This is a genomic window from Bifidobacterium sp. SO4 (genome assembly GCF_018555355.1).
In the GTDB taxonomy this organism is placed as follows: domain Bacteria; phylum Actinomycetota; class Actinomycetes; order Actinomycetales; family Bifidobacteriaceae; genus Bifidobacterium; species Bifidobacterium miconisargentati.
Map to the genome: position 1 here is coordinate 200,309 of NZ_JAFEJP010000002.1, position 20,676 is coordinate 220,984.

Annotated in this window: 16 protein-coding genes; 12 read left to right on the forward strand and 4 right to left on the reverse strand. The window is 63.0% G+C overall.

Annotated features, from left to right (window positions below; translation table 11 throughout):
• Nucleotides 1-200: 200 nt before the first annotated feature.
• Nucleotides 201-1,247 (reverse strand): LacI family DNA-binding transcriptional regulator, encoded by a 1,047-nt coding sequence (locus JS536_RS02370; RefSeq protein ID WP_214355614.1) that lies wholly within the window; start codon nucleotides 1,245-1,247, stop codon nucleotides 201-203.
• Nucleotides 1,248-1,612: 365 nt separating this feature from the next.
• Here JS536_RS02370 and JS536_RS02375 point away from each other — a divergent pair, with 365 nt between their 5' ends.
• From JS536_RS02375 to mmsB, 12 genes are all read left to right on the forward strand, one after another.
• Nucleotides 1,613-2,896: an extracellular solute-binding protein gene (locus tag JS536_RS02375; protein ID WP_214355615.1), complete on the forward strand. Its 1,284-nt coding sequence runs from the start codon at nucleotides 1,613-1,615 to the stop codon at nucleotides 2,894-2,896.
• A 95-nt stretch (nucleotides 2,897-2,991) separates the two neighbouring features.
• Nucleotides 2,992-4,044, forward strand: coding sequence for a sugar ABC transporter permease (locus JS536_RS02380; RefSeq protein ID WP_109057437.1), 1,053 nt, complete (start codon nucleotides 2,992-2,994; stop codon nucleotides 4,042-4,044).
• Nucleotides 4,041-4,937, forward strand: coding sequence for a carbohydrate ABC transporter permease (locus JS536_RS02385; protein WP_109057436.1), 897 nt, complete (start codon nucleotides 4,041-4,043; stop codon nucleotides 4,935-4,937). Before JS536_RS02380 ends, JS536_RS02385 begins: the two co-directional genes overlap by 4 nt.
• A gap of 174 nt (nucleotides 4,938-5,111) precedes the next feature.
• The gene (locus JS536_RS02390; protein WP_214355616.1) at nucleotides 5,112-6,731 is read left to right on the forward strand and encodes a glycoside hydrolase family 43 protein; all 1,620 of its coding nucleotides are present in this window, start codon (nucleotides 5,112-5,114) and stop codon (nucleotides 6,729-6,731) included.
• Nucleotides 6,732-6,814: 83 nt separating this feature from the next.
• A complete protein-coding gene (locus JS536_RS02395; protein WP_214355617.1) occupies nucleotides 6,815-7,693 on the forward strand; it encodes an alpha/beta hydrolase in 879 nt (292 codons plus the stop codon).
• A gap of 148 nt (nucleotides 7,694-7,841) precedes the next feature.
• Nucleotides 7,842-9,605, forward strand: a complete 1,764-nt coding sequence (locus tag JS536_RS02400) for a glycoside hydrolase family 43 protein (protein WP_346427453.1) — start codon at nucleotides 7,842-7,844, stop codon at nucleotides 9,603-9,605.
• Nucleotides 9,606-9,723: 118 nt separating this feature from the next.
• Nucleotides 9,724-10,356, forward strand: coding sequence for a sugar O-acetyltransferase (locus tag JS536_RS02405; protein WP_214355618.1), 633 nt, complete (start codon nucleotides 9,724-9,726; stop codon nucleotides 10,354-10,356).
• 58 nt (nucleotides 10,357-10,414) lie between these two features.
• Nucleotides 10,415-12,406, forward strand: coding sequence for a right-handed parallel beta-helix repeat-containing protein (locus tag JS536_RS02410; RefSeq protein ID WP_214355619.1), 1,992 nt, complete (start codon nucleotides 10,415-10,417; stop codon nucleotides 12,404-12,406).
• Between the two features lie 123 nt (nucleotides 12,407-12,529).
• Nucleotides 12,530-12,724 carry a hypothetical protein gene (locus JS536_RS02415; protein WP_214355620.1) on the forward strand — a complete coding sequence of 65 codons (195 nt, stop codon included), beginning with the start codon at nucleotides 12,530-12,532 and terminating at the stop codon, nucleotides 12,722-12,724.
• Nucleotides 12,725-13,319: 595 nt separating this feature from the next.
• Nucleotides 13,320-14,435 carry a sugar-binding protein gene (locus JS536_RS02420; protein ID WP_109057430.1) on the forward strand — a complete coding sequence of 372 codons (1,116 nt, stop codon included), beginning with the start codon at nucleotides 13,320-13,322 and terminating at the stop codon, nucleotides 14,433-14,435.
• 191 nt (nucleotides 14,436-14,626) lie between these two features.
• Nucleotides 14,627-16,168: a sugar ABC transporter ATP-binding protein gene (locus tag JS536_RS02425; protein ID WP_217624838.1), complete on the forward strand. Its 1,542-nt coding sequence runs from the start codon at nucleotides 14,627-14,629 to the stop codon at nucleotides 16,166-16,168.
• Between the two features lie 72 nt (nucleotides 16,169-16,240).
• Nucleotides 16,241-17,452, forward strand: coding sequence for a multiple monosaccharide ABC transporter permease (gene mmsB, locus JS536_RS02430; RefSeq protein ID WP_214355621.1), 1,212 nt, complete (start codon nucleotides 16,241-16,243; stop codon nucleotides 17,450-17,452).
• Nucleotides 17,453-17,738: 286 nt separating this feature from the next.
• Here mmsB and JS536_RS02435 read toward each other — a convergent pair whose 3' ends face one another.
• The 3 genes from JS536_RS02435 to JS536_RS02445 all read right to left on the reverse strand — a co-directional run bounded on the left by JS536_RS02435 (nucleotide 17,739) and on the right by JS536_RS02445 (nucleotide 20,446).
• Nucleotides 17,739-18,083 (reverse strand): hypothetical protein, encoded by a 345-nt coding sequence (locus JS536_RS02435; protein ID WP_214355622.1) that lies wholly within the window; start codon nucleotides 18,081-18,083, stop codon nucleotides 17,739-17,741.
• Nucleotides 18,084-18,312: 229 nt separating this feature from the next.
• The gene (locus JS536_RS02440) at nucleotides 18,313-18,648 is read right to left on the reverse strand and encodes a hypothetical protein (protein ID WP_109057426.1); all 336 of its coding nucleotides are present in this window, start codon (nucleotides 18,646-18,648) and stop codon (nucleotides 18,313-18,315) included.
• Between the two features lie 277 nt (nucleotides 18,649-18,925).
• The gene (locus JS536_RS02445; RefSeq protein WP_109057425.1) at nucleotides 18,926-20,446 is read right to left on the reverse strand and encodes an FGGY-family carbohydrate kinase; all 1,521 of its coding nucleotides are present in this window, start codon (nucleotides 20,444-20,446) and stop codon (nucleotides 18,926-18,928) included.
• Nucleotides 20,447-20,676 lie beyond the last annotated feature (230 nt).

The following is a 20,676-nucleotide window of genomic DNA, read 5'->3' on the forward strand; positions in this document are numbered from 1 at the left end:
CCGGGCGTCGAAGCCATGCCGTGCGCGACGCCATGGTTGATTTTCCATTTCCTCAATTCTCCTTTCTCTCCTTCCTTCCACTGGAAAGCCCGCCCGAACGCAGATGTTCGGACGGGCTTTCCGGTTTGTGGGCGAGTGCGTGTGTGAGCGGAGCGCGTGGATTGCGATTCGGCTAGCGCAATCCACGCAAAGAAGGGGGATCAGGCCTTGGCGTGGGCCAGGCGCTGCGTGCTGTCGCGCACCACGAGGGATGTGGAGAGAATCACGCGCTTCTGAATCTGCCGGCCCTCGGTGGTGTCGATGATCATGCGCGCCGCCGTGGAGGCCATGTCCTGCAGGGGCTGACGCACCGTGGTGAGGGCCGGTCCCATGTAGGCGGCGGTCTGGATGTCGTCGAAGCCGATGACGGACAGGTCCTCGGGGATGCGGATCTTCAACTGGCGCGCCGCCTCGTACACGCCCATGGCCTGCAGGTCGCTGCCGGCGAAGATGGCCGTGGGCCTGTTCTGTTCGTCCTCCAGCAACGCCATGGCCCCCTCGTAGCCGCCTGGAGTGGTGAAGTCGCCCTCGGCGATGAGCTCGGGGGAGGTGGGGATGCCACGCTCGGCCAACGCCGCCGAATAGCCGTCCAACCGGGCGCGCGAACACAGCATCTCGTCCGGTCCGGTGATGATGCCGATGCGCTTGTGGCCGAGCTCCAGCAGATGACGGGTGGCGATCACGCCGCCCATCCAGTTGTCCGCCTGAACGGAGAGGTCGTCCAGCGCCGGGTTGCCCGAAGGGTCGAAGACCACGAAGGGGATGTTGTGGGATTGAAAAGTGCTGCGTTCCTTGTCCGTGAGATTCGAGAACACTAGAATCGCGCCGATGGGCTGCCGTTCGATAATTCCTCCCACCCAGGAGGAATCGGGGTGCTGTCGATTTCCACTTTCCGCCACCATGACGTTGATACCGTATTGTTTGGTTTCCCTGATGATGCCTCTGAGCACTTCCAGAGCCCAGATGGTTTCGAAATCCTTGAATACTACTTCAATGGTGCGTTGCTTGCGCTCGGGGGAGACCCGACGCACGTACCCGCTGTCCTTCAGCGCCTTGTCGATGGCCTGCCGGGCCGTCTCCGAGATGTCGCCTTTGCCGTTGAGCGCCTTGGAGACCGTGGCCAGCGAGTAGCCGGTCTGCCTGGCGATGTCCGAAAGCCTGACCTTCGTGCCGCCATTGGTCTGATGCGATTCAGTTGATGCCATCATTGTCCACCTTGCCGAAAAGTATATTCTTATTATATTCGAAACTTTCGATAGGTCAATTCGGGATAATTTCGGTGTATAAACGGCTAAAAACGTTGGAAATTAAGGGATTATGGAAACACAACACTTTCGTAAATCAAGTTTGACCGTTGAACTAATAAGGTCTTATGATAAAGGCATCGAAAATACAAAGCGAGTTTTCGATAGGGTTGAAAAAGCTCTTCAATACTTGATTTGACGCGGTTGTCGAGCGGTGTTGAGTGTCTGCTGCAAGCAAAGAGAAGTGTGCTTTGCGGCGACCGGCTTTCGAAACTTTCGTAAATCGCTGACTGACGGTGACGTCGGTCGAGATGAAAAAGGAGACGACAATGAAGTTCAAGTCCGTAGCTGCCGCCGTTCTGGCCATGGCCACCTGCGTGAGCATGGCCGCCTGCGGGAACAGCAGCAGCACCAATGCCGACGGCAAGGTCGAGATCACCATGTGGCACAACTCCACCACCGGTGACGGCAAGGCATACTGGGAGGCCGCGGCCAAGGCCTTCGAGAAGGAAAACCCCAACGTCGAGATCAAGATCGAGGCCATCCAGAACGAGGACATGGACGGCAAGCTGCAGACCGCCCTTCAGGATCCGGATTCCGCCCCCGACATCTTCATGGCCCGTGGCGGCCAGAAGCTGCGCGACGTGGTCGAGGCCGGACAGGCCATGGACCTGACCGACAAGGTCTCCGATACCGTCAAGACCCAGCTGAAGACCGCAGAGGCCACCGGCACCATCGACGGCAAGATCTACAGCATCCAGCAGTCCGTGCTCCCTGGCGGCATCTGGTACTCCAAGGACCTGTTCGAGAAGGCCGGCATCACCGAGACCCCGAAGACCTGGGACGAGTTCAAGACCGTGGTGCAGAAGCTCAAGGACGCCGGCATCACCCCGATCGCCGTCGGCGGCAAGGACGCATGGCCGGCCGCCCACTGGTGGTACTGGTTCGCCCTGCGCGAGTGCTCCTCCGACACCTTCGAGAAGGCCCAGGCGGACAAGGACTTCAGCGATTCCTGCTGGACCCGCACCGGTGACGACGTGCAGAGCCTGCTCGACCTCGACGCCTTCAACGACGGCTTCCTGACCACCCCGGCACAGCAGGGCGCAAGCTCCTCCGCCGGCCTGCTCGCCAACCACATGGCCGCCATGGAGCTGATGGGCGGCTGGGAGCCCGGCGTGATCAAGGACCTCACCCCGGACAAGCAGGAGATGGCCGACCTCGGCTACTTCGCCTTCCCGACCATGGACACCGGCAAGGGCGATCCGACCGCCATCATGGGTGGCTCCGACGGCATGGCCGTGGGCGCCTGGGCTCCGGAAGAGGCCGTGGACTTCCTCAACTTCGTCTCCGAGAAGGAGTGGCAGGAGAAGTACGCCACCGCCTTCTCCACCATCCCGGCCAACAAGGAAGCCCAGGATGCCGTGACCAACGACGCCCTGAAGCAGGTGCTGTCCGTCTACAACGAGGCATCCTCCGTCTCCATGTGGCTTGACACCGTGTTCGGCCAGAACATCGGCAACGCGCTCAACGAGGGCGTGGTCAACATGATGGCCGGCAAGGGCACCGCCGACGACATCGTCAAGGGTGTCGAAAGCGCCGCCGCCAAGGGCTGAGAGATCAACCTGACGCACTGTCCAAGGGCCGTGGTGTCCGCCAAGGAGCGCCACCACGGCCCGTCTTTTCCCAAGGTATAAGGAAGGTCTCACCAATGTCAGCATCAGCGGGCGCAGCAATCAAGCGCCGCCAGTCGGTTCTGACCGACAAGGCTCGCAAACGCATCGAAATCGCCATTCTTTCGCTTCCGGCCCTCATCATGTTCCTCGGCTTCGTGATTCTGCCGGTGTTCATGGCCGGATACTACGGATTCTTCAAGTGGAAGGGCTACGGCAAGCCGACCGTCAACGGCCAGTTCATCGGCTTCGAAAACTACAAGATCATCCTGACCGACCCCAACTTCCAGGAAGCCCTGGGCCACACGCTGTTCGTGGTGGTCGCCTCCCTCGTCATCCAGGGCCCGCTCGCCATTCTCTTCGCACTGCTGCTCAATCAGAAGTTCAAGGGCCGCGCCCTGATTCGTACCCTCATCTTCGTGCCGTACGTGGTGTCCGAGGTCATCGTGGGTACCGGTTGGAGCCTGATCCTCCAGACCACCGGTGCGTTGAACGCCATTCTCAAGAAGATGGGATTGGCCGGAGCCGATTGGATCTCCGACCCGAAGATCGCCATCTGGACGTTGATGTTCATCATCTCGTGGAAGTACATCGGCTTCGCCGTCATCCTGATGATCGCCGGCATGCAGTCGATCCCCGAGGACCTGTACGAGGCCGCCCGCGTGGACGGCGCCGGATTCTGGCGCCAGCAGTGGAGCATCACCCTGCCGCTGCTCGGACCCACCATCCGCATCTGGGCGTTCATGTCCATCATCGGTTCGCTCCAGCTCTTCGATCTGGTGTACATCATCTGGGGCCAGTACGTCTCGTCCACCGCCGGCACCTCCACGATGGCCACCTACATGGTTCGCGAGGGCCGACTCGCCAACAACTACGGTTATGGTTCCGCAGTGGCCGTGGTGATCTTCATCATCTCCCTGGTCATCGCCCTGACCTATCAGAAGTTCGTGCTCAACCGCGACCTCGAAGGCGCTCTCACCGACGAGAAGGACGCCAAGCGCCGCGCCAAGCGTGCCGCGAAGGAAGCGGCCAAGCGTGCCAAGGCCAATGGTGGCTCCGTGGCAGTTGCAAATGAGGTGATTTCACAATGACAACCGCAGTTTCCCAGCCTGCACACAAGACCGGCAGGAAGAACTATGACCCGTACGCGCTGAGGAAGTCCTCCAAGACCCCGTGGGGCAATCCCGTGGTCTACTTCTTCTCGCTGCTGCTGGTGGCGCTGTGCGTCGGCCCGGTGCTCTACATCATCATCGGCGGCTTCCGTACCAACTCGCAGATCACCCGAGACCCGGCCGGCTGGCCGAACCCGTGGAACTTCGAGAACTACAAGACGGTGTTCACCTCGAACATCTTCTGGTCAGAGCTCGTCAACTCGCTCATCGTCTCCATCGGCACGATGGTCGGCGTGGTGGTGCTGGCCCTCATGGTGAGCTTCGTGATCGCCCGCTACGAGTTCAAGCTCAACAAGTTCCTGTACTCGTTGTTCGCGGCCGGCATGATGTTCCCGATCACCGTCGCCATCACCCCGCTGTACCTGCTGCTGCGCAACCTGCACCTCATCAACTCGCATCTGGGCATCATCCTGCCGCAGATAGCGTTCGGTCTGCCGCAGGCCATCATCATCCTGGTGCCGTTCCTCAAGTCCATCCCCAAGGAACTGGAGGAGGCCGCCGAGCTTGATGGTTGCTCCCGTATCGGATTCTTCGGCCGTATGGTACTGCCGCTGAGCTGGCCGGGCGTGGCCACCGTCGGCATCCTGACCTTCGTCAGCAGCTGGAACGCCTACATGCTGCCCCTGTTCCTGCTCAACGATTCGAGCAAGTACACGCTGCCGCTCGGCGTCCAGATGTTCAGCTCGCAGCACTCCGTCGATACGGCCCAGGTGCTGGCCTTCACCTCGCTCTCGATGATTCCGGCCCTGCTGTGCTTCACCATCTTCCAGAAGAAGATCGTGGGCGGCCTGACCGGTGCCGTCAAGGGCTGAGCAAGGCGCCGCCAACCGCGAGCAAGAATAGGCCAGTGCCGGGCCTCAAACCGGCACATCCCATACCCGTACCGTGGGAAGGACGATCGGTCTTTCTTCCGAGCCGATTCCTTTCATCCTCCTCCTTCCCTGGCCCTTCCCACGGCACCCATTCTTTTCAATGAGGAGAAGAACATGCAAATCTCCAACCCCGTACTTCCCGGCTTCAACGCCGACCCCTCGATGATCCGCGTCGGCGACACGTACTACATCGCCAACTCCACCTTCGACTGGTGGCCCGGCGTGCGCCTGCACGAATCCAAGGACATGGTCCACTGGAACCTGCTGCCCGGCCCGCTGAACCGCGTCTCCCAGCTGGATATGAAGGGCAACCCCTCCGGCGGCGGTATCTGGGCTCCCGACCTGTCCTACGCGGACGGCAAATTCTGGCTCATCTACACGGACGTGAAGATCGTCAACGGCGCGTTCAAGGACTGCGCGAACTACCTCGTCACCGCCGAGGACATCCATGGCCCCTGGAGTGAGCCGATCCGCGTCAACGGCGTGGGCTTCGACGCCAGCCTCTTCCATGACGACGACGGCCGCAAGTACCTGGTCCAGCAGACCTGGGACTTCCGCGAATACCACCATCAGTTCGACGGCATCACCCTGACCGAATTCGATACCGACACCATGCACCTGAAGCCGGAAACGGCACGCACCATCTGGCGCGGCACGGACGTGAAGCTGGTGGAGGGCCCGCACCTGTACAAGATCAACGGCTGGTACTACCTGTTCTGCGCCGAAGGCGGCACCCAGTACGAGCACCAGGAATCCGTGGCCCGCTCGCGCACGCTGGACGCCGAATCCTTCGAAGGCGACCCGCATAACCCGTTCATCTCCAACTTCGACACCCCGGACACCTACCTGCAGAAGCAGGGTCACGGCGCGCTGGTGGAGACGCCCGGCGGCGAATGGTATTACGCCTCCCTGTGCGGCCGCCCGTGGCGTCATGAGACCGAACCGGCCCACGGCGTGCGCGGCTGGTGCACGCTCGGCCGCGAGACCTCCATCCAGAAGGTCGAATGGGATGAGGGCGGCTGGCCGTACGTGGTAGGCGGCCACGGCGGCGAACGCTACGTCGAAGCCCCGAAGGACGCCATTGCGACCGAGGCACCGACGGGCCACTCCCAGCATGACGAATTCGACTCGGACACGCTGGACCCCAACTGGAACACCCTGCGCGTGCCGTTCACCGAAGCCATGGGGCATGTGGGCGGCGGCTCGCTGACCCTGCGCGGCCAGGGTTCGCTCTCCAACCTGTTCGAACTCTCGCTGATCGGCCGCCGTTGGCAGGCATTCGACTTCGACGCCGAAACCAAGGTGACCTTCAGTCCGGACAACTACATGCAGATGGCCGGCCTCACCAACTTCTACAACCACCTGTGCTGGTCGTGGGCGTTCGTCACTTGGGATGAGAAACGTGGCAAGCGCGTCATCGAGGTCGCTCAGAACGACTTCGACACCTACATCTCGTTCCTCAAGGACAAGGCCATCGAAGTGCCGGACGGAGTCGAATCCGTATGGTTGCGGACCAAGGTGCGCACCGGCACCTACGGCTACGAGTACTCGTTCGACGGCGAGACCTGGCATGAGATTCCGGTCGTGCTGGACGCCGCCGTGCTCTCCGACGATCATGTGGCCCGCAACTATGGCGGCTTCTTCACCGGAGCGTTCGTGGGACTGGCCGCAGTGGACCTGTCCGGCTACGGCAAGGAAGCGGTGTTCGACCACTTCGATTACCGGGAACTGTAACGGATGATCATGATGCGGTGCGCGGCTTCTCGCAGAACGGCGGGAGCCGCGCACTTCGTCGAGCAGGGGAGAAGGTGATGATTATGGAGCCATCCGTCGAGGTCCTCAGCAGTGATTCCCGGTTCACCGGTGAGATCGACTGCACCGCCGCCGTGCCGTATCATCCTGGCAGGCCCGGTCTCACCATGGACGTGATCGGGCCGATGCTCACCAGCGTGCAGGGCGGCACTCTGCCGGCGGTGCTGTTCATACAGGGCAGTGGTTGGACCACACCCAACAGGATGTATGCGGTGCCGCGACTGCTGAAACTGGTCGCGCGGGGTTTCGTGGTCGCCACGGTGGGGCACACCGACAGCCAGGGTGGCCGGCATCCGTTCCCCGAATATCTGTGCGACGTCAAATCCGCATTGCGGTATCTCAGGCTGCATGCCGAACGGTTCCACATCGACCCCGAACGCATTGGTATCTGGGGCACATCGTCCGGTGCCAACACAGCGCTGCTGGTGGGCATGACGCAAGGCGATGCGCGCTATGACGACGGCAGCAACGCCGGCGCCTCGGACGCCGTGGATTACGTGGTGTCCTGCTTCGCGCCTACCGACGCCTTCGGGCTGCTGAACGGCGAGGAGCCCGACGCCAACCCGGACATCATCGACTGCGTGGCATGCGTCGCCGGTGCGGCGAATGCGGATGGAGTCGATGACGAGACGAGGCGAAGGGCCTATGCGATGAGCCCATACCGCATCGTGACGCCGGACACCGACTGCCCTCCCACGCTGCTGCTGCACGGCGACTCCGACACGTTGGTGAGCTACGCGCAGACCGAAAAACTATATCGGCGCATGGGCGAGCAGGGGCATGATGTCCACATGATTCGCGTGGCCGGCGGCGAACACGAGGGGAATTTCTGGAGCGAACCGGTCACCGCGGCGATCATCGACTTCATCGAGACGCATGCATAGCGGTGCGTCCATCCGATGATGGTTTTTCGCGATACGAACAGCAGGGGGAGTGATGGGCATGACAGCGCCAAGCATGCGGACACGGCCATTGACCGGAGAAAAGGACGATCGTGTCGCCGCGCGCGTGCGCACGGTCGCCAATCCGGTGATGCGGGGCATGTACCCGGATCCCTCGTGGATATGGGATGAGACGCGCGGCGAGATCGTGCTGGTCAATTCGTCGTTCGAACTGGTGCCGGGCTTGCCGATCCACGTCACGCGCGACCTGACATCCTGGGAGCACGTGGGCGATGCCGTGGACGCGGCGATGGCCCGCCGGCTGCTCATCGACGGCGTGGAGGACTCCGGCGGACTGTATGCGCCGACCATCCGACGCATCCGCGGACGGTATGCCATCGTATGCACCGTGGCCCGCGTGAATGAGGAACGGGCGCTCGCCGCCGGTTGTTCACCGGCGGACATCGAGGACTGCCGGGCGGCCCAAGGCAACTTCGTCATCACGGCGGACACATTGGAAGGGCCATGGCAAGGGCCCTATTGGGTGGCAGACGCGGAAGGCATCGATCCGGACACTTTCGAGGACAACGATGGCACGGTCTGGTGGACGCAGACCCGTCCGGCCGTCAAACCCCAGTGGGAAGGCCAGACCGAGGTCTGGGCCCAGCCCATCGACCCGTCCGACTGGACGCTGCAGGGCCACAGGACCGTGATCTGGCGCGGCTACGGATTGGACGCGGTCTGGGCGGAAGGACCGCATCTGTACCGCATGGGCGACTGGGTGTACCTCATGACCGCGGAGGGCGGCACCAGCTTCGAACACAGTGAAATGATGATGCGCACGTATGCACCGCAAGGGTTCGTGGCCGCGATCGCCGGATTCGAGCAGGGCATCGCCGCGCGCGACGTGTGGATCGAACCGGCGCGCGAAGGCGAGCACAGCGTCGTCGGCCAATACGACCGCCTGTTTGAGGCCTGCAAACGCAATCCGATACTCACGCACCGTCACCTCGGCAATGCGGAGCTCGTCCAATGCGTGGGCCACGCCGACCTGCTGCGCCACCCGCAAGCCGGCTGGCTGCTCGCTTGCCTCAGTGTGCGCGAAACTCCGGGACGGGAGCCGGGCGAACTGTTCAGCTACCTGGGCCGTGAAACGTTCGTTGCGCCGGTTGCCTGGGAACGCAACCCCGTCTCCTGGAAGCTGGAGGGCGCCGGTCCGGCCAAGCAGGATGACACTGCGGATCCCGGATGGCCGGTCGTCGCCCCCGGACTGGGACGTCTGCCCGCCGCGCTCGCCGTTTCTTTGGATAATGACGGCGTGTTGCGCTCGGTGGAATCCGTCGAGGTTCCGCTGAATTGTTCGGCTGATGACGGACATGCCGAACACATCGACGAACAGGACGATCGTCTGATCGGCGTTCGCGGCTGTGACGGATACCGGTTCATGCGCGTGGACGCGCCGGACTATGCGGCGATGGTCCCGTCGAACCGGGAACTGATGCTGCATCAGGACTCGACGCACTACGTCACGATGCGCGTAAAGCAGGGCGGACTGACGGCCGAAATCACCGACCGAGGCGAGACCTCGCTGCTGGATCTGGGAACGGTCGAGTCGGGCGAATGGTTCGGCATGCGACTGCATGACAATCGATTACGATTCCTGGCCGTTCGGCCTGTCGCCTGCGATGTGGCTCATCCTTCATCGGCAAAGACCGAGGCCGGAACGGTTGCCGATGCGGCCGATGCCTCGGACAGCGGGTCGTTGCACAAAACTGTGCTGATGGCGCACGCCGACATATCCGGCACCCGGACGTTGGGGGAGTGCGACGCGCGATTCCTCAGCACCGAATGGGCCGGCGGCTTCGTCGGATGCCTGGTCGGCAGCCGTACAATATCGTCGGGCGCATATAGTTAAACCGTTGAACCGATACTTGATTCAAACGAAATTTCGGAGGACCATCCCTCATTCGGCTTTGCCGTCGGCTCCCGGCAGGGGAGCCGGGGAAATCACACCAATGCAAGGAGGCAATGCAATGGCCCATGATCTCGAACAATTGAAGCGCGACCACCCGGACGTGGCGAAGCTCTTCGCGGACGACTGGCTGCAATACCGCAAATCGGAGATCCTGCCTGAACTCACGCGCGAGGCCCAGTCCACATGTGACCGCATCAACCGCATCTACTTCGAGGACACCCCCGAAGCCGAGCGGCTGTTCCGCGAGCTGGTGCCGGAGGCCGGCGAAGGCGTGGACTTTCGTCCGCCGATCCGCCTGGATTACGGTCTGGGCCTCAAGATCGGCGACCGCACGTTCATCAACATGGACTTCCTCATCGTGGGTGGCGGCCCGATCTCCATCGGCTCCGACTGCCTCATCGGCCCGCGCGTGAGCATCTACACACCGAACCACGCCATCGAGCGCAAGCCCAGGCTTGAAGGCTGGCAGCACAATGAGGACGTGACCATCGGCAACAACGTGTGGCTCGGCGGCAACGTGGTGATCTGCCCCGGCGTCACCATCGGGGACAACACCATCATCGGCGCGGGTGCCGTGGTCACGCACGACATCCCCGCCGACTCCATCGCCGTGGGCAACCCCTGCCATGCGATCGGCCAGGTGCCCGAGGACTGGACGCCCGAACAACGCGCCGCCGTGGAGGGCGCATAGGTTTTCGCCGGCCCATCGGCACTGTCGGGTCGGCACCCATCAGCAAAGGAGCAATGCAATGACGCAGTATCATGTTTCGGCTTCGGCCGGTTCCCCGGCGGGCATCGGCAGTGAGGCAGACCCGTTCCTGACCATCGGGCAGGCGGCGGCCATCGCGCGCGCCGGCGACGAGGTGATCGTGCACGCGGGCACGTACCGGGAGTCCGTGGACCCGCGCTTTGGCGGCGAGAGCGAGACGAACCGCATCGTCTACCGCGCCGCCGAGGACGAGCCGCGCCCGGTCATCACCGGTGCCGAACGCATCGACACGTGGGTTCTGGAAGGCGGGGGCGTGTGGCGTGCCGAGATCCCGAACTCGTTCTTCGGCGGGTACAACCCGTATGTCGGGACCGTGTTCGGCGACTGGACCGTCTACCCGGATCCCAAGGTGGAGGTCCGTCACCTGGGTGACGTGTACCTCAACGGCAAGTCGTTCTACGAGGTCTCCTCGCTGGACAAGGTGTGCGAACCGGAACGCTGGGACACCGGGCGTGACGCGGCCACGGACTCCATCGTGCCGCTGCTGGACCCGGACGCCACGGTGAACGTATGGTATTGCGAGACGGACGCCGAAACCACCACGATCTGGGCGAACTTCCATGATGCGGACCCGAACGCGGAGGTCACGGAGATCAACGTGCGCGAGACGTGCTTCTACCCGTCTCGCCCGTTCGTCAACTACATCACCGTGCGCGGGTTCGAGCTGTGCCGCGCGGCCTGCCCGTACACGCCGCCGACTGCCGACCAGGTCGGGCTGATCGGACCGCACTGGTCGCGCGGCTGGGTGATCGAGGACAACGTGATCCACGACGCGAAATGCTCCGCCGTCTCGCTGGGCAAGGAGATCTCCACCGGAGACAACGATTCGACCCGCACGCACCGCAAGTCCGGCTACCAGTACCAGAAGGAGGCCGTGTACAAGGCCCTGCACGTGGGCTGGAGGAAGGGCGTGGTCGGCGGCCATGTGGTGCGCGGCAACGTGATCTTCGACTGCGGCCAGAATGGCGTGGTGGGGCACATGGGCTGCGCGTTCAGCCTCATCGAGGGCAACCACATCTTCCGGATCGGCACCAAGCGCGAGTTCTTCGGCTGGGAGGTCGCCGCCATCAAGATGCACGCCGCGGTGGACACCGTGGTGCGCGGCAATCGTGTGCACGATTCGGTGCTGGGCATGTGGCTCGACTGGCAGGCACAGGGCACGGTGGTGGATGCGAACGTGTTCTACCGCAACACGCGCGACGTGATGACCGAGGTGACCCACGGGCCCATCACGTTCACGAACAACGTGTTCGCCTCCGAGTTCAGTTTCGATGATTACGCGCAGGGCGCGGCGTTCGTGAACAACCTGTTCGCCGGCCGCATCCGCCACACCCAGGTGCTCGACCGATCCACGCCCTACCACTTCCCGCACTCCACCGACCCCGCCGGCGAGGCCTTCGTCTACGGCGGCGACGACCGGTATCTCAACAACCTCTTCATGGCGATCGGCGGTGCCGGCGAGGCCGAGCGCATGACGGATGCCGCCGGCGGCGAAGGCGTGGTGGATACGGGCACCGCCTGCTTCGAGGAGCATCCACATTCGCTCGCCGAATACGAGAGGCGCATCGAGGAGGCCGGTCTCGGCGACGAGGAGCTGTACCGTAGCATCCCGCAGCCCATGACGCTGGCGTCCAACACGTATCTGAACGGGGCGAAGGCCACCTCATGGGAGCCGGACGCCGTGGTGTGCGGTGAAGCCGGTACTTTGAGCCTGCGTGAGACCGATGATGAGCTGTGGCTCACGGTCACGCTGCCCGAAGCGGTGCGCGGGGCGACCGGTCCGGTGGTCTCCACCGCCGACCTCGGCCAGCCGCGCATCGTGGAGGGATACTTCGAACAGCCGGACGGCTCGCCCATCGTGGTGGACCGCGACATCACCGGCGCCGTGCGCAGTGAACGCTCGGCCCGCGGCCCGCTTGCTGTGTATTCGACGGATGAGGTGCTCGTTTGGCGAAGCGGTGCGGCCAGCTGATGACCGTTGCGGAACGACGTCGGATGACTTGCGCATGTAACAAAACGGGTATATGGTTAAATCATTGAACTAAATAACCGTACCCGTTCTGCGTACCTGCGCAACGTCAATGGAGATACCGCTATGCACGCACATCGAATGCTGTTGTTCTCGCTGGCCATGCTGGCCGTGGCCTATGCCGTCCTGCTGTTCGTGGATCCCGTGGCCGCCCCGATCGGCGCCCTGCTGACCGCCGCCGGGCTGGTGCTGGTCTCCACGCGCTACGTCTGGCGCCCCAAATTCCTCGCGCTGTTCGAGACGGGGGAGGCCGCCCGCTGAGTCCCGATTTCCGGATTCCTGGTCGGATTATCCGATAATTCAAAACCGCAACCCTTGCGATGTCCCGTCGCAACCCACGCCGTCCCGCGCATCCAGCGGGACGGCGTTTTTCGTTTAGCTTCGTTAAGTCAAGATTGGCATGCCCCCGTTCTCGGCTCCCCTTGTCAGGGGAGCTGGCGGCGAAGCCGACTGAGGGGTAGTCCATCGGATTCGTCGATGTTGATTTACCGTCGCCTTTCGTTTTGTTGCGGGTGATGTGCGATTTTGAACGTAATTCGTGTGTATTTTGGTGCGTTTCAACCAGCCCCGCCGTGGGGCCGGGGTGAATGGTTTTCGGCGTGTCGCGTTTTTCGCAACGATGAGATGACGTACTCCATAGTTCGAGGGAATGTTGAAAAACTGTCATTGTTACCGCTCACATTTAGTTAGCTGAGTGAATCAAACACCCGAAAAACGGCCTTATTCCAGCCAAACTTAACGATTGGTAATTGTTAAACCAAAAAACTATGTGGTATATTTTTAACAGGTTCGGCAATGGTTGCCAGACCGCAAGGAAGAGGAAACAAAGTTCCTATCAATGACGAAAGGAATCCCCATGAACAAGTGGACCAAGGCTCTCGGCGTCATCGCTGCGACTGCTATGCTCGTCCCGCTGGCCGCCTGCGGCGGCGGAACCCGCGGCACCACCACCGCCGGTGGCGACAGCAGCAGCTCCGGCGACGTCAAGGTCGGCATCTCCATGCCCGAGCAGATGCTCGAGCGTTGGAAGATCGATGGCGAGAACCTGAAGAAGCAGCTTGAGGGCTACGGCTACGACGTCACCCTGCAGTACGCGGACGGCAAGACCGATCTGCAGACCTCCCAGATTCAGAACATGGCCAACAACGGCATGAACTACGTGGTCATCGCCTCCATCGACGGCACCGCCACCGGTGCGGCCGCCGAGCAGGTCGCGGCCAACGGCGGCAAGGTCATCGCCTACGACCGCCTCATCATGAACACCGACGCCGTCGACTACTACGCCACCTTCTCCCTGGAGGACGTCGGCCGCATGCAGGGCGAGTACATCGAGCAGAAGCTCGGCCTGAAGGACGGCCAGAAGGGCCCGTTCAACGTCGAGCTCATGGCCGGCTCCCCGACCGATAACAACGCGGGCTACTACTTCAAGGGCGCCTGGGACGTGCTCGGACCGTACTTCAAGTCCGGCGTGCTGCAGTCCAAGTCCGGCAAGGTCCCGTCCTCCGCCGACGATTGGCAGTCCATCGGCATCGACAACTGGGATCGCCAGAAGGCCCAGAACGAGATGGAGAACCGCATCAACTCCTTCTACAACGACGGCACCAAGCTTGACGCCGTGCTCGCCCAGAACGACGCCGAGGCAACCGGTACCTACAACACCGTCGAAGCCGCCGGCTGGGATTACTACCCGATCATCACCGGACAGGATGCCGAGAAGGCCAACGTCCAGGCCATCGTCCAGGGCAAGCAGTCCATGACCGTCTACAAGGACACCCGTGAGCTGGCCAAGGCCACCGCCGAGATGATCAAGGCCCTAGTCGACGGCAAGGAGCCGACCGCCCCGGACACCTTCAACAACGGCACCAAGGACGTCCCGTCCCAGCTGCTGACCCCGGTCACCGTGGACAAGGACAACCTCAAGGAAGTCCTCGTTGACGGCGGCTACATCTCCGCCGCCGATGCCGGCCTGTGATCGGAATCGGAAGTCGATCACCAAGCCATAAGGCATAAGGAAAAGCACAGTACGCGGGCTTCGGCCCGCCGCTAGCTCACAGAACAGGAGGCGCCGCACTGCATCGTTGCGGTACGGCGCCTCCACCATGCACAGGGACATTACTATCGGAGGAGGTAACTGTGGCTACAAACGGTGACGTGATTCTCGAAATGCGTCATATCGTAAAGCGCTTCGGCCCGGTCACCGCATTGAACGACGTGAATATCACGGTCAAGAGGGGCCAGATATTCTCGATCTGCGGTGAGAACGGCGCCGGCAAGTCGACCCTGATGAACGTGCTGTCGGGCGTGTACCCGTACGGCACCTACGAGGGCGACATCGTATACAACGGCGAGACCTGCAAGTTCAAGACGATCCGCGATTCCGAGGAGAAGGGCATCGTGATCATCCACCAGGAGCTTGCACTGGTGCCGTACATGTCCATCCAGGAGAACATCTTCCTGGGCAACCAGAAGAAGAAGGGCATCGCGATCGATGCCGACCAGCAGCGCAAGATCGCGTACGACGTGATGAAGAAGGTCGGTCTGGACGAGAACCCGGACACCCTGATCTCCAACATCGGCGTCGGCAAGCAGCAGCTGGTCGAGATCGCCAAGGCCCTCACCAAGAACGTGAAGCTCCTCATCCTGGACGAGCCGACCGCCGCCCTGAACGACGAGGATTCCAAGAACCTGCTCGACCTGATCGACGGCCTGCGCCGCGACCAGGGCATCACGGCCATCATCATCTCCCACAAGCTCAACGAGATCGCCTACTCCGCCGACGCGGTGCAGGTCATCCGAGACGGCCACACCATCAGCCACATCGACATCGACGCCGAGCACCCGCTGGACCAGGACGTGCTGATCCGCGACATGGTGGGCCGCCCGCTGACCAACCGCTACCCGGTGCACGAGAGCCACATCGGCAAGGAGATGTTCCGCGTCGAGGACTGGAAGATGCATCACCCGCTCGACGAGAACCGCCTGGTCGCCAAGGACGTGAGCTTCAACGTGCGCGCCGGCGAGATCGTGGGCATGGCCGGCCTGATCGGCGCGGGCCGCACCGAGACCGCCATGAGCGTGTTCGGCCGCCAGTACGGCACCAACGCCTCCGGCAAGATCTTCGTGGAAGGCAAGGAAGTCAAGTTCCCGACCGTGCGCTCCGCCATCGACCACGGCGTGGCCTACGCCACCGAGGATCGCAAGGTCTACGGCCTGAACCTCATGAAAACCATCCGTGAGAACACCTCCCTGGCCAGCCTCAAGGAACTGTCCAACAAGCTGGGTGTGGTGGACGAGACCCGCGAGAAGCAGACGGCCGAGAAATACCGCAAGGAGTTCCGCACCAAGGCCCCGACCATCGAGATGCCGGCCGGCAACCTGTCCGGCGGCAACCAGCAGAAGGTCGTGCTCGCCAAGTGGATGGCCACCGATCCCAAGGTCCTGATCCTGGATGAGCCGACCCGAGGCATCGACGTGGGCGCCAAGTACGACATCTACGAGATCATCGACCAGCTGGCCGACTCCGGTTCCGCGGTGATCGTGATCAGCTCCGAACTGCCCGAACTGCTCGGCATCTGCGACCGCATCTACACGATGAGCGCGGGCCAGATCACCGGTGTGTTCAATGCCAAGACCACCAACCAGGAGGAGCTCATGAAGTACATGACCTCCCCGACGGCCCTGCCCAAGGACCAGGTCTTCGCCTGACGCCGCCAGCCGGCCCGATCGACGCGCCGGCATAGTGATAAAGCAAAGAAGCTTCGAAAGGATAATCCCCAAATGTCTACCGCAACCGTTTCCCCCGCCGCGAAGAAGGGCGAGGAGCAGAGCCTCAAGTCCCTGCTGCTGGGCAACATGCGCTCCTACGGCATCTACCTGGCCCTCGTGCTGGTCATCGTCGTCTTCCAGATCCTGACCGCGGGCCGCCTCCTGAACCCGAACAACGTGGTGGCCCTGTTCCAGCAGAACGCCTACGTGCTCATCGCCGCCATCGGTATGTTGATGATCATCATCGCCACCCACATCGATCTGTCCGTGGGCTCCGTGGTCGCCTTCATCGGCGGCGTCGGCGCACTGGCCATGAAACACGGCGTGCCGTGGTGGGCCGCGATCCTGCTGATGATCGCCATCGGTTTGGTCATCGGCGCATGGCACGGCTTCTGGGTCGCCTACGTCGGCGTCCCCGGCTTCGTGACCACCCTGGGCGGCATGCTCATCTTCCGTGGACTCGCCACCGTCGTGGCCGGCGAGTCCATCCCGGTCTCCAACGCCGCCTTCCGCGCCATCTCCAAGGACTACGTGCCGACCATCTTCGTGGGACCGTACGCGCTGACCGCGCTGATCGTGGGCATCGCCGCCATCGTGCTCGTGGTCTGGAGCCAGCTGTCCAAGCGCGCCAGGGCTGTCAAGAACGGTCTGCCGGCCCAGCCGATGAGCTTCGTGGTCCTCAAGTGCGTGGTCGCCGCCCTCGCCATCGGCTACGTCACCTACCTGCTGGCCATGTCCGGCAACGCCACCCAGGGCGGCATCCCGATCGTCCTCGTAATCATCGGCGTGCTGGTGTGCGTGTACTACTTCGTGCTCAATCGCATGGTCTTCGGCCGTAACGTCTACGCCGTCGGTGGCAACCGCAAGGCCGCCATCCTCTCCGGCATCGACACCAAGAAGGTCGACTTCGAGATCTTCCTGAACATGGGCTTCCTGGTCTCCATCGCCTCCATCATCACCCTCTCCCGCCTGGCCTCCGCTTCCGCGCAGACCGGTATGGAGTTCGAGATGGACGCCATCGCCGCCTGCTTCATCGGTGGCACGGCCGTCACCGGTGGTATCGGCACCATCCCCGGCGCCATGGTCGGCGCTCTGATCATGGGCGTCCTGAACCAGGGCCTGTCCATCATGGGTGTGGACGCCGCCTGGGTCAAGACCATCAAGGGCCTCGTGGTCATCGCCGCCGTGGCCTACGACCTGCTCTCCAAGAAGAAGAAGGGCTGATCCCGCAATCCGTGGGGTCCGGGCCGCATCTTCCAACGGATCGGGCCCCACAAGGATAGGAACGTAGTTCCCATTCCTCCTCCGAAAGGGACGTCGCTCAGGCGGCGTCCCTTTTCCGTGTTGCTGCGCCGGATGCCCAACCGGCGCTATGTATGCGGTTCGACCATCATGCCGCATACATAACGCCGGTTAGGGCATCGAAAACGGCGCTATGTATGCGTGGCCTTCGTTGGGCCGCATACATAACGCCGTTTTGATGGTTTTGATGATGTGAGGGGAGTGAAGGCTACTTCTTCTTCGCCTTCTTGACGCGCTTGGCCTTGCCGGCGGGCTTCTTGGGCTCCAGGAACGGCCACTTGGCCAACGCCCACTGGTGGAACGGCGGAATCTTGCCGATGGCGAAGCCGACTGCCAGTCCGGCCACGATGGCCCATGTCTCCAGATCGCGTTCTGCGATGAGCAGGCCGATGAACACCAGCGCGATGACGAAGCACATCATCTGCGATGCGCGCGACTGCTTGGTGGTCACCTGGTCGGCCTTCATCGGAATGAGGCCCAGGAACGTGCCGCAGGGTATGCAGACGATGCCCAGCGCCGCGCTGATGGCGATGTCCAAAGTGGTTGAATCCATGATGCTCCTTCGATGACGTATATCCGCATGCCGTGCCGCTCCGATCGTGCCGTTGGCCGTCGGTCGTTGGCTGTTTGCTCAGCCGGCGGCGAATCGCGATGAAGCGGGGACGATACGGTCTGTGAACAATAGTAAAGCGGCAACCGCCAGAGCAGGCCGTCGCCGCTTGAAAAGCCTTCGATATGTTGTGATTGCCGATGGACCGTCGACGAAGCCAACGGCGGGGAAGTCAGTTGTTCTTCGAATTGGATTCCGTCTTGGTGTCAGCGACTTCCGTGGTTTCGCCGGTGCCGGGCGCTTCGTCGTCCTGCCCGCCGTCCTCGACGTCCTCGGCATCGTCGTCGCCCGGCTCCTCGTCATCGTGCTTTCCGGGCTGACGCCACCACAGGATCAGCGCATTGGCCGCGCAGTAGACGGCCGCGATGCCGATGCACACCAGGAAGATGATGTTCGACGTGCTGATCATCGTGCCATCGGCCATCGATTCCTGGACGGACTGCCAGATCCAGACCACACAGGCCAAAGCGGTCAGGGCGTACAGCATCATACGTGAGCGATCATTCATAAGCGTTCTCCAAAATAGTGCAAACCATTCGATTATAACGGGGCTGCCATGGCGGGCCGTCGCCTTACGCGACGGCGATCGGCAGGCCGGTTCGGTGTCTGTCAGTCGCCGGCATGACCACTGCCGCCACCGCATCTCAACGTTGCGATTCTTTGGCGACAGGAAGGCCGCCGGCCAAGTCGGACATCGTCGCATATTCATGCGCGCGTGCCGGCCTGACCGACGGCCTGATGCGTATCTATGGCGGAAATCCTATCGGCGTACGCCTAAGGCTGCCTCAGCCGCGGGCCTTGGCGTAGGCGGCGTACACGGCCTCGGTGGGCTCGCCGGTCTCCACGCCCTCGATGCTGAGCTCCCACGCGGGAGGCTCGGCCTCGCCGGACAGCACCCAAGCGGCCTGACGGGCGGCGCCGATGGCCACGTACTCGTCGGTGGCCGGACGGGTCACATCCATGCCCAGGATCGAGGGGGCCAGCGTGCGGATCGCCACGGACTTCGCGCCGCCGCCGATGAGCAGGATGCGGCTGATCTGCGCGCCCAGGGAGCGGATGAGCTCCAGGCAGTCGCGCTGGGAGCACAGCAGGCCCTCCACGAACGCGCGGGCCAGGTTCTCCTTGGTGGTGTTGTGCAGCGTCAGACCGGTCAGGGACGCGGTGGCGTCCGGACGGTTCGGCGTGCGCTCGCCGTCGAAGTACGGCACCAGCGTGATGCCGCCCGCACCCGGCTCGGACTTGAACGCCAGTTCGGCCAGCTCGTCATAGTCCACGCCCAGCGCCGCACGGCCGGCGTCCAGGATGCGCGAACCGTTGATGGTGCAGGCCAGCGGCAGATAGTGGCCGGTGCAGTCGGCGAAGCCGGAGACGGAACCGGAAAGGTCGTACACCGGGTTCTCGGCGATGGCAGCGGCCACGCCGGAGGTGCCCAGCGAGATGGAGACGTCGCCCACGGCCATGCCCAGGCCCAGCGAGGCCATGGCGTTGTCGCCGCCGCCGGGGCCCAGGATGCAGCCGCCTTCGACGTCCTTGCCGGCGATGGCGGGGGAGGCCTTGACCGCGGCGGACTCGGTGGGGCCGAGCACGGTGGGCAGCACGATGGCGTCCGCATGGGCCTTGGCGGCCTCCTCGCCTTCGGCCGGGGCCAGCACCATGGCGATGAGGTCGCGGCGGTACTCGTCATGCGCGGCGTCGTAGTAGATGGTGCCGGAGGCGTCGGAACGATCGGTGAACAGGGCCTCGAGATGGGCGTCCTCGCCCTCGGCCACCGGACCGTAGCCGGCGATGCGCCAGCTCAGCCAGTCGTGCGGCAGACAGATGGCGGCGATCTTCCTGGCGTTCTCGGGCTCGTTCTCGGCCACCCACGCCACCTTGGTCAGCGTGTAGGAGGCCACGGGGGAGGAGCCGACAGCCTTGACCCAGCGCTGCTTGCCGCGGGCGGTCACATCCTCGGGCTCGTTGTCCTCGGCCGGGGCCTCGCCGAGCTTGTCGATGAGGGCTGCGGCCTGCGGGGCGGAGCTGATGTCGTTCCACAGCATGGCGTCGCGGATCACATTGCCCTGCTTGTCCAGAATCACCATGCCGTGCTGCTGGCCGCCCACGGCGAGGGCCGCCACGTCATCCAGGCCGCCGGCCTGCTCTGCCGCCTGCTGGAAGGCCTCCCACCAGAACTCGGGGTTGACGGAGGTGCCGTCCGGGTGCTTGGCCTGGCCGAAGCGAACCTGCTCGCCCGTCTCGGCGTCCGTGATGCGGACCTTGGTTGATTGGGTTGACGTATCGACGCCGGCAACCAGTACTTTCGCCATGTATTCCTCCTCGGTGAGGTTCGTGCGCCTGATATCCACTGATATATCCGGATATTCGACGCGCCATGCTGAATAAGTTAGACGATTAAACTATACTGTATTCCAAGCCGCGATTGCAAACGGAAACACGCGAAGAAGCGTGCGATGGCAATCGTCGGGCGTGCGTAAGACGGTATTGTTTGTGAGGGGCTCTCGGTGACGCTGGGGGAGCGGAATCACGGAAAGGCAGG

Bases quoted from the DNA above. Each gene is read 5' to 3' on its own strand.
- JS536_RS02370 (WP_214355614.1), bottom strand. From the start codon at position 1,247: ATGATGGCATCAACTGAATCGCATCAGACCAATGGCGGCACGAAGGTC.
- JS536_RS02375 (WP_214355615.1), top strand. From the start codon at position 1,613: ATGAAGTTCAAGTCCGTAGCTGCCGCCGTTCTGGCCATGGCCACCTGC.
- JS536_RS02380 (WP_109057437.1), top strand. From the start codon at position 2,992: ATGTCAGCATCAGCGGGCGCAGCAATCAAGCGCCGCCAGTCGGTTCTG.
- JS536_RS02385 (WP_109057436.1), top strand. From the start codon at position 4,041: ATGACAACCGCAGTTTCCCAGCCTGCACACAAGACCGGCAGGAAGAAC.
- JS536_RS02390 (WP_214355616.1), top strand. From the start codon at position 5,112: ATGCAAATCTCCAACCCCGTACTTCCCGGCTTCAACGCCGACCCCTCG.
- JS536_RS02395 (WP_214355617.1), top strand. From the start codon at position 6,815: ATGGAGCCATCCGTCGAGGTCCTCAGCAGTGATTCCCGGTTCACCGGT.
- JS536_RS02400 (WP_346427453.1), top strand. From the start codon at position 7,842: ATGCGGGGCATGTACCCGGATCCCTCGTGGATATGGGATGAGACGCGC.
- JS536_RS02405 (WP_214355618.1), top strand. From the start codon at position 9,724: ATGGCCCATGATCTCGAACAATTGAAGCGCGACCACCCGGACGTGGCG.
- JS536_RS02410 (WP_214355619.1), top strand. From the start codon at position 10,415: ATGACGCAGTATCATGTTTCGGCTTCGGCCGGTTCCCCGGCGGGCATC.
- JS536_RS02415 (WP_214355620.1), top strand. From the start codon at position 12,530: ATGCACGCACATCGAATGCTGTTGTTCTCGCTGGCCATGCTGGCCGTG.
- JS536_RS02420 (WP_109057430.1), top strand. From the start codon at position 13,320: ATGAACAAGTGGACCAAGGCTCTCGGCGTCATCGCTGCGACTGCTATG.
- JS536_RS02425 (WP_217624838.1), top strand. From the start codon at position 14,627: ATGCGTCATATCGTAAAGCGCTTCGGCCCGGTCACCGCATTGAACGAC.
- mmsB (WP_214355621.1), top strand. From the start codon at position 16,241: ATGTCTACCGCAACCGTTTCCCCCGCCGCGAAGAAGGGCGAGGAGCAG.
- JS536_RS02435 (WP_214355622.1), bottom strand. From the start codon at position 18,083: ATGGATTCAACCACTTTGGACATCGCCATCAGCGCGGCGCTGGGCATC.
- JS536_RS02440 (WP_109057426.1), bottom strand. From the start codon at position 18,648: ATGAATGATCGCTCACGTATGATGCTGTACGCCCTGACCGCTTTGGCC.
- JS536_RS02445 (WP_109057425.1), bottom strand. From the start codon at position 20,446: ATGGCGAAAGTACTGGTTGCCGGCGTCGATACGTCAACCCAATCAACC.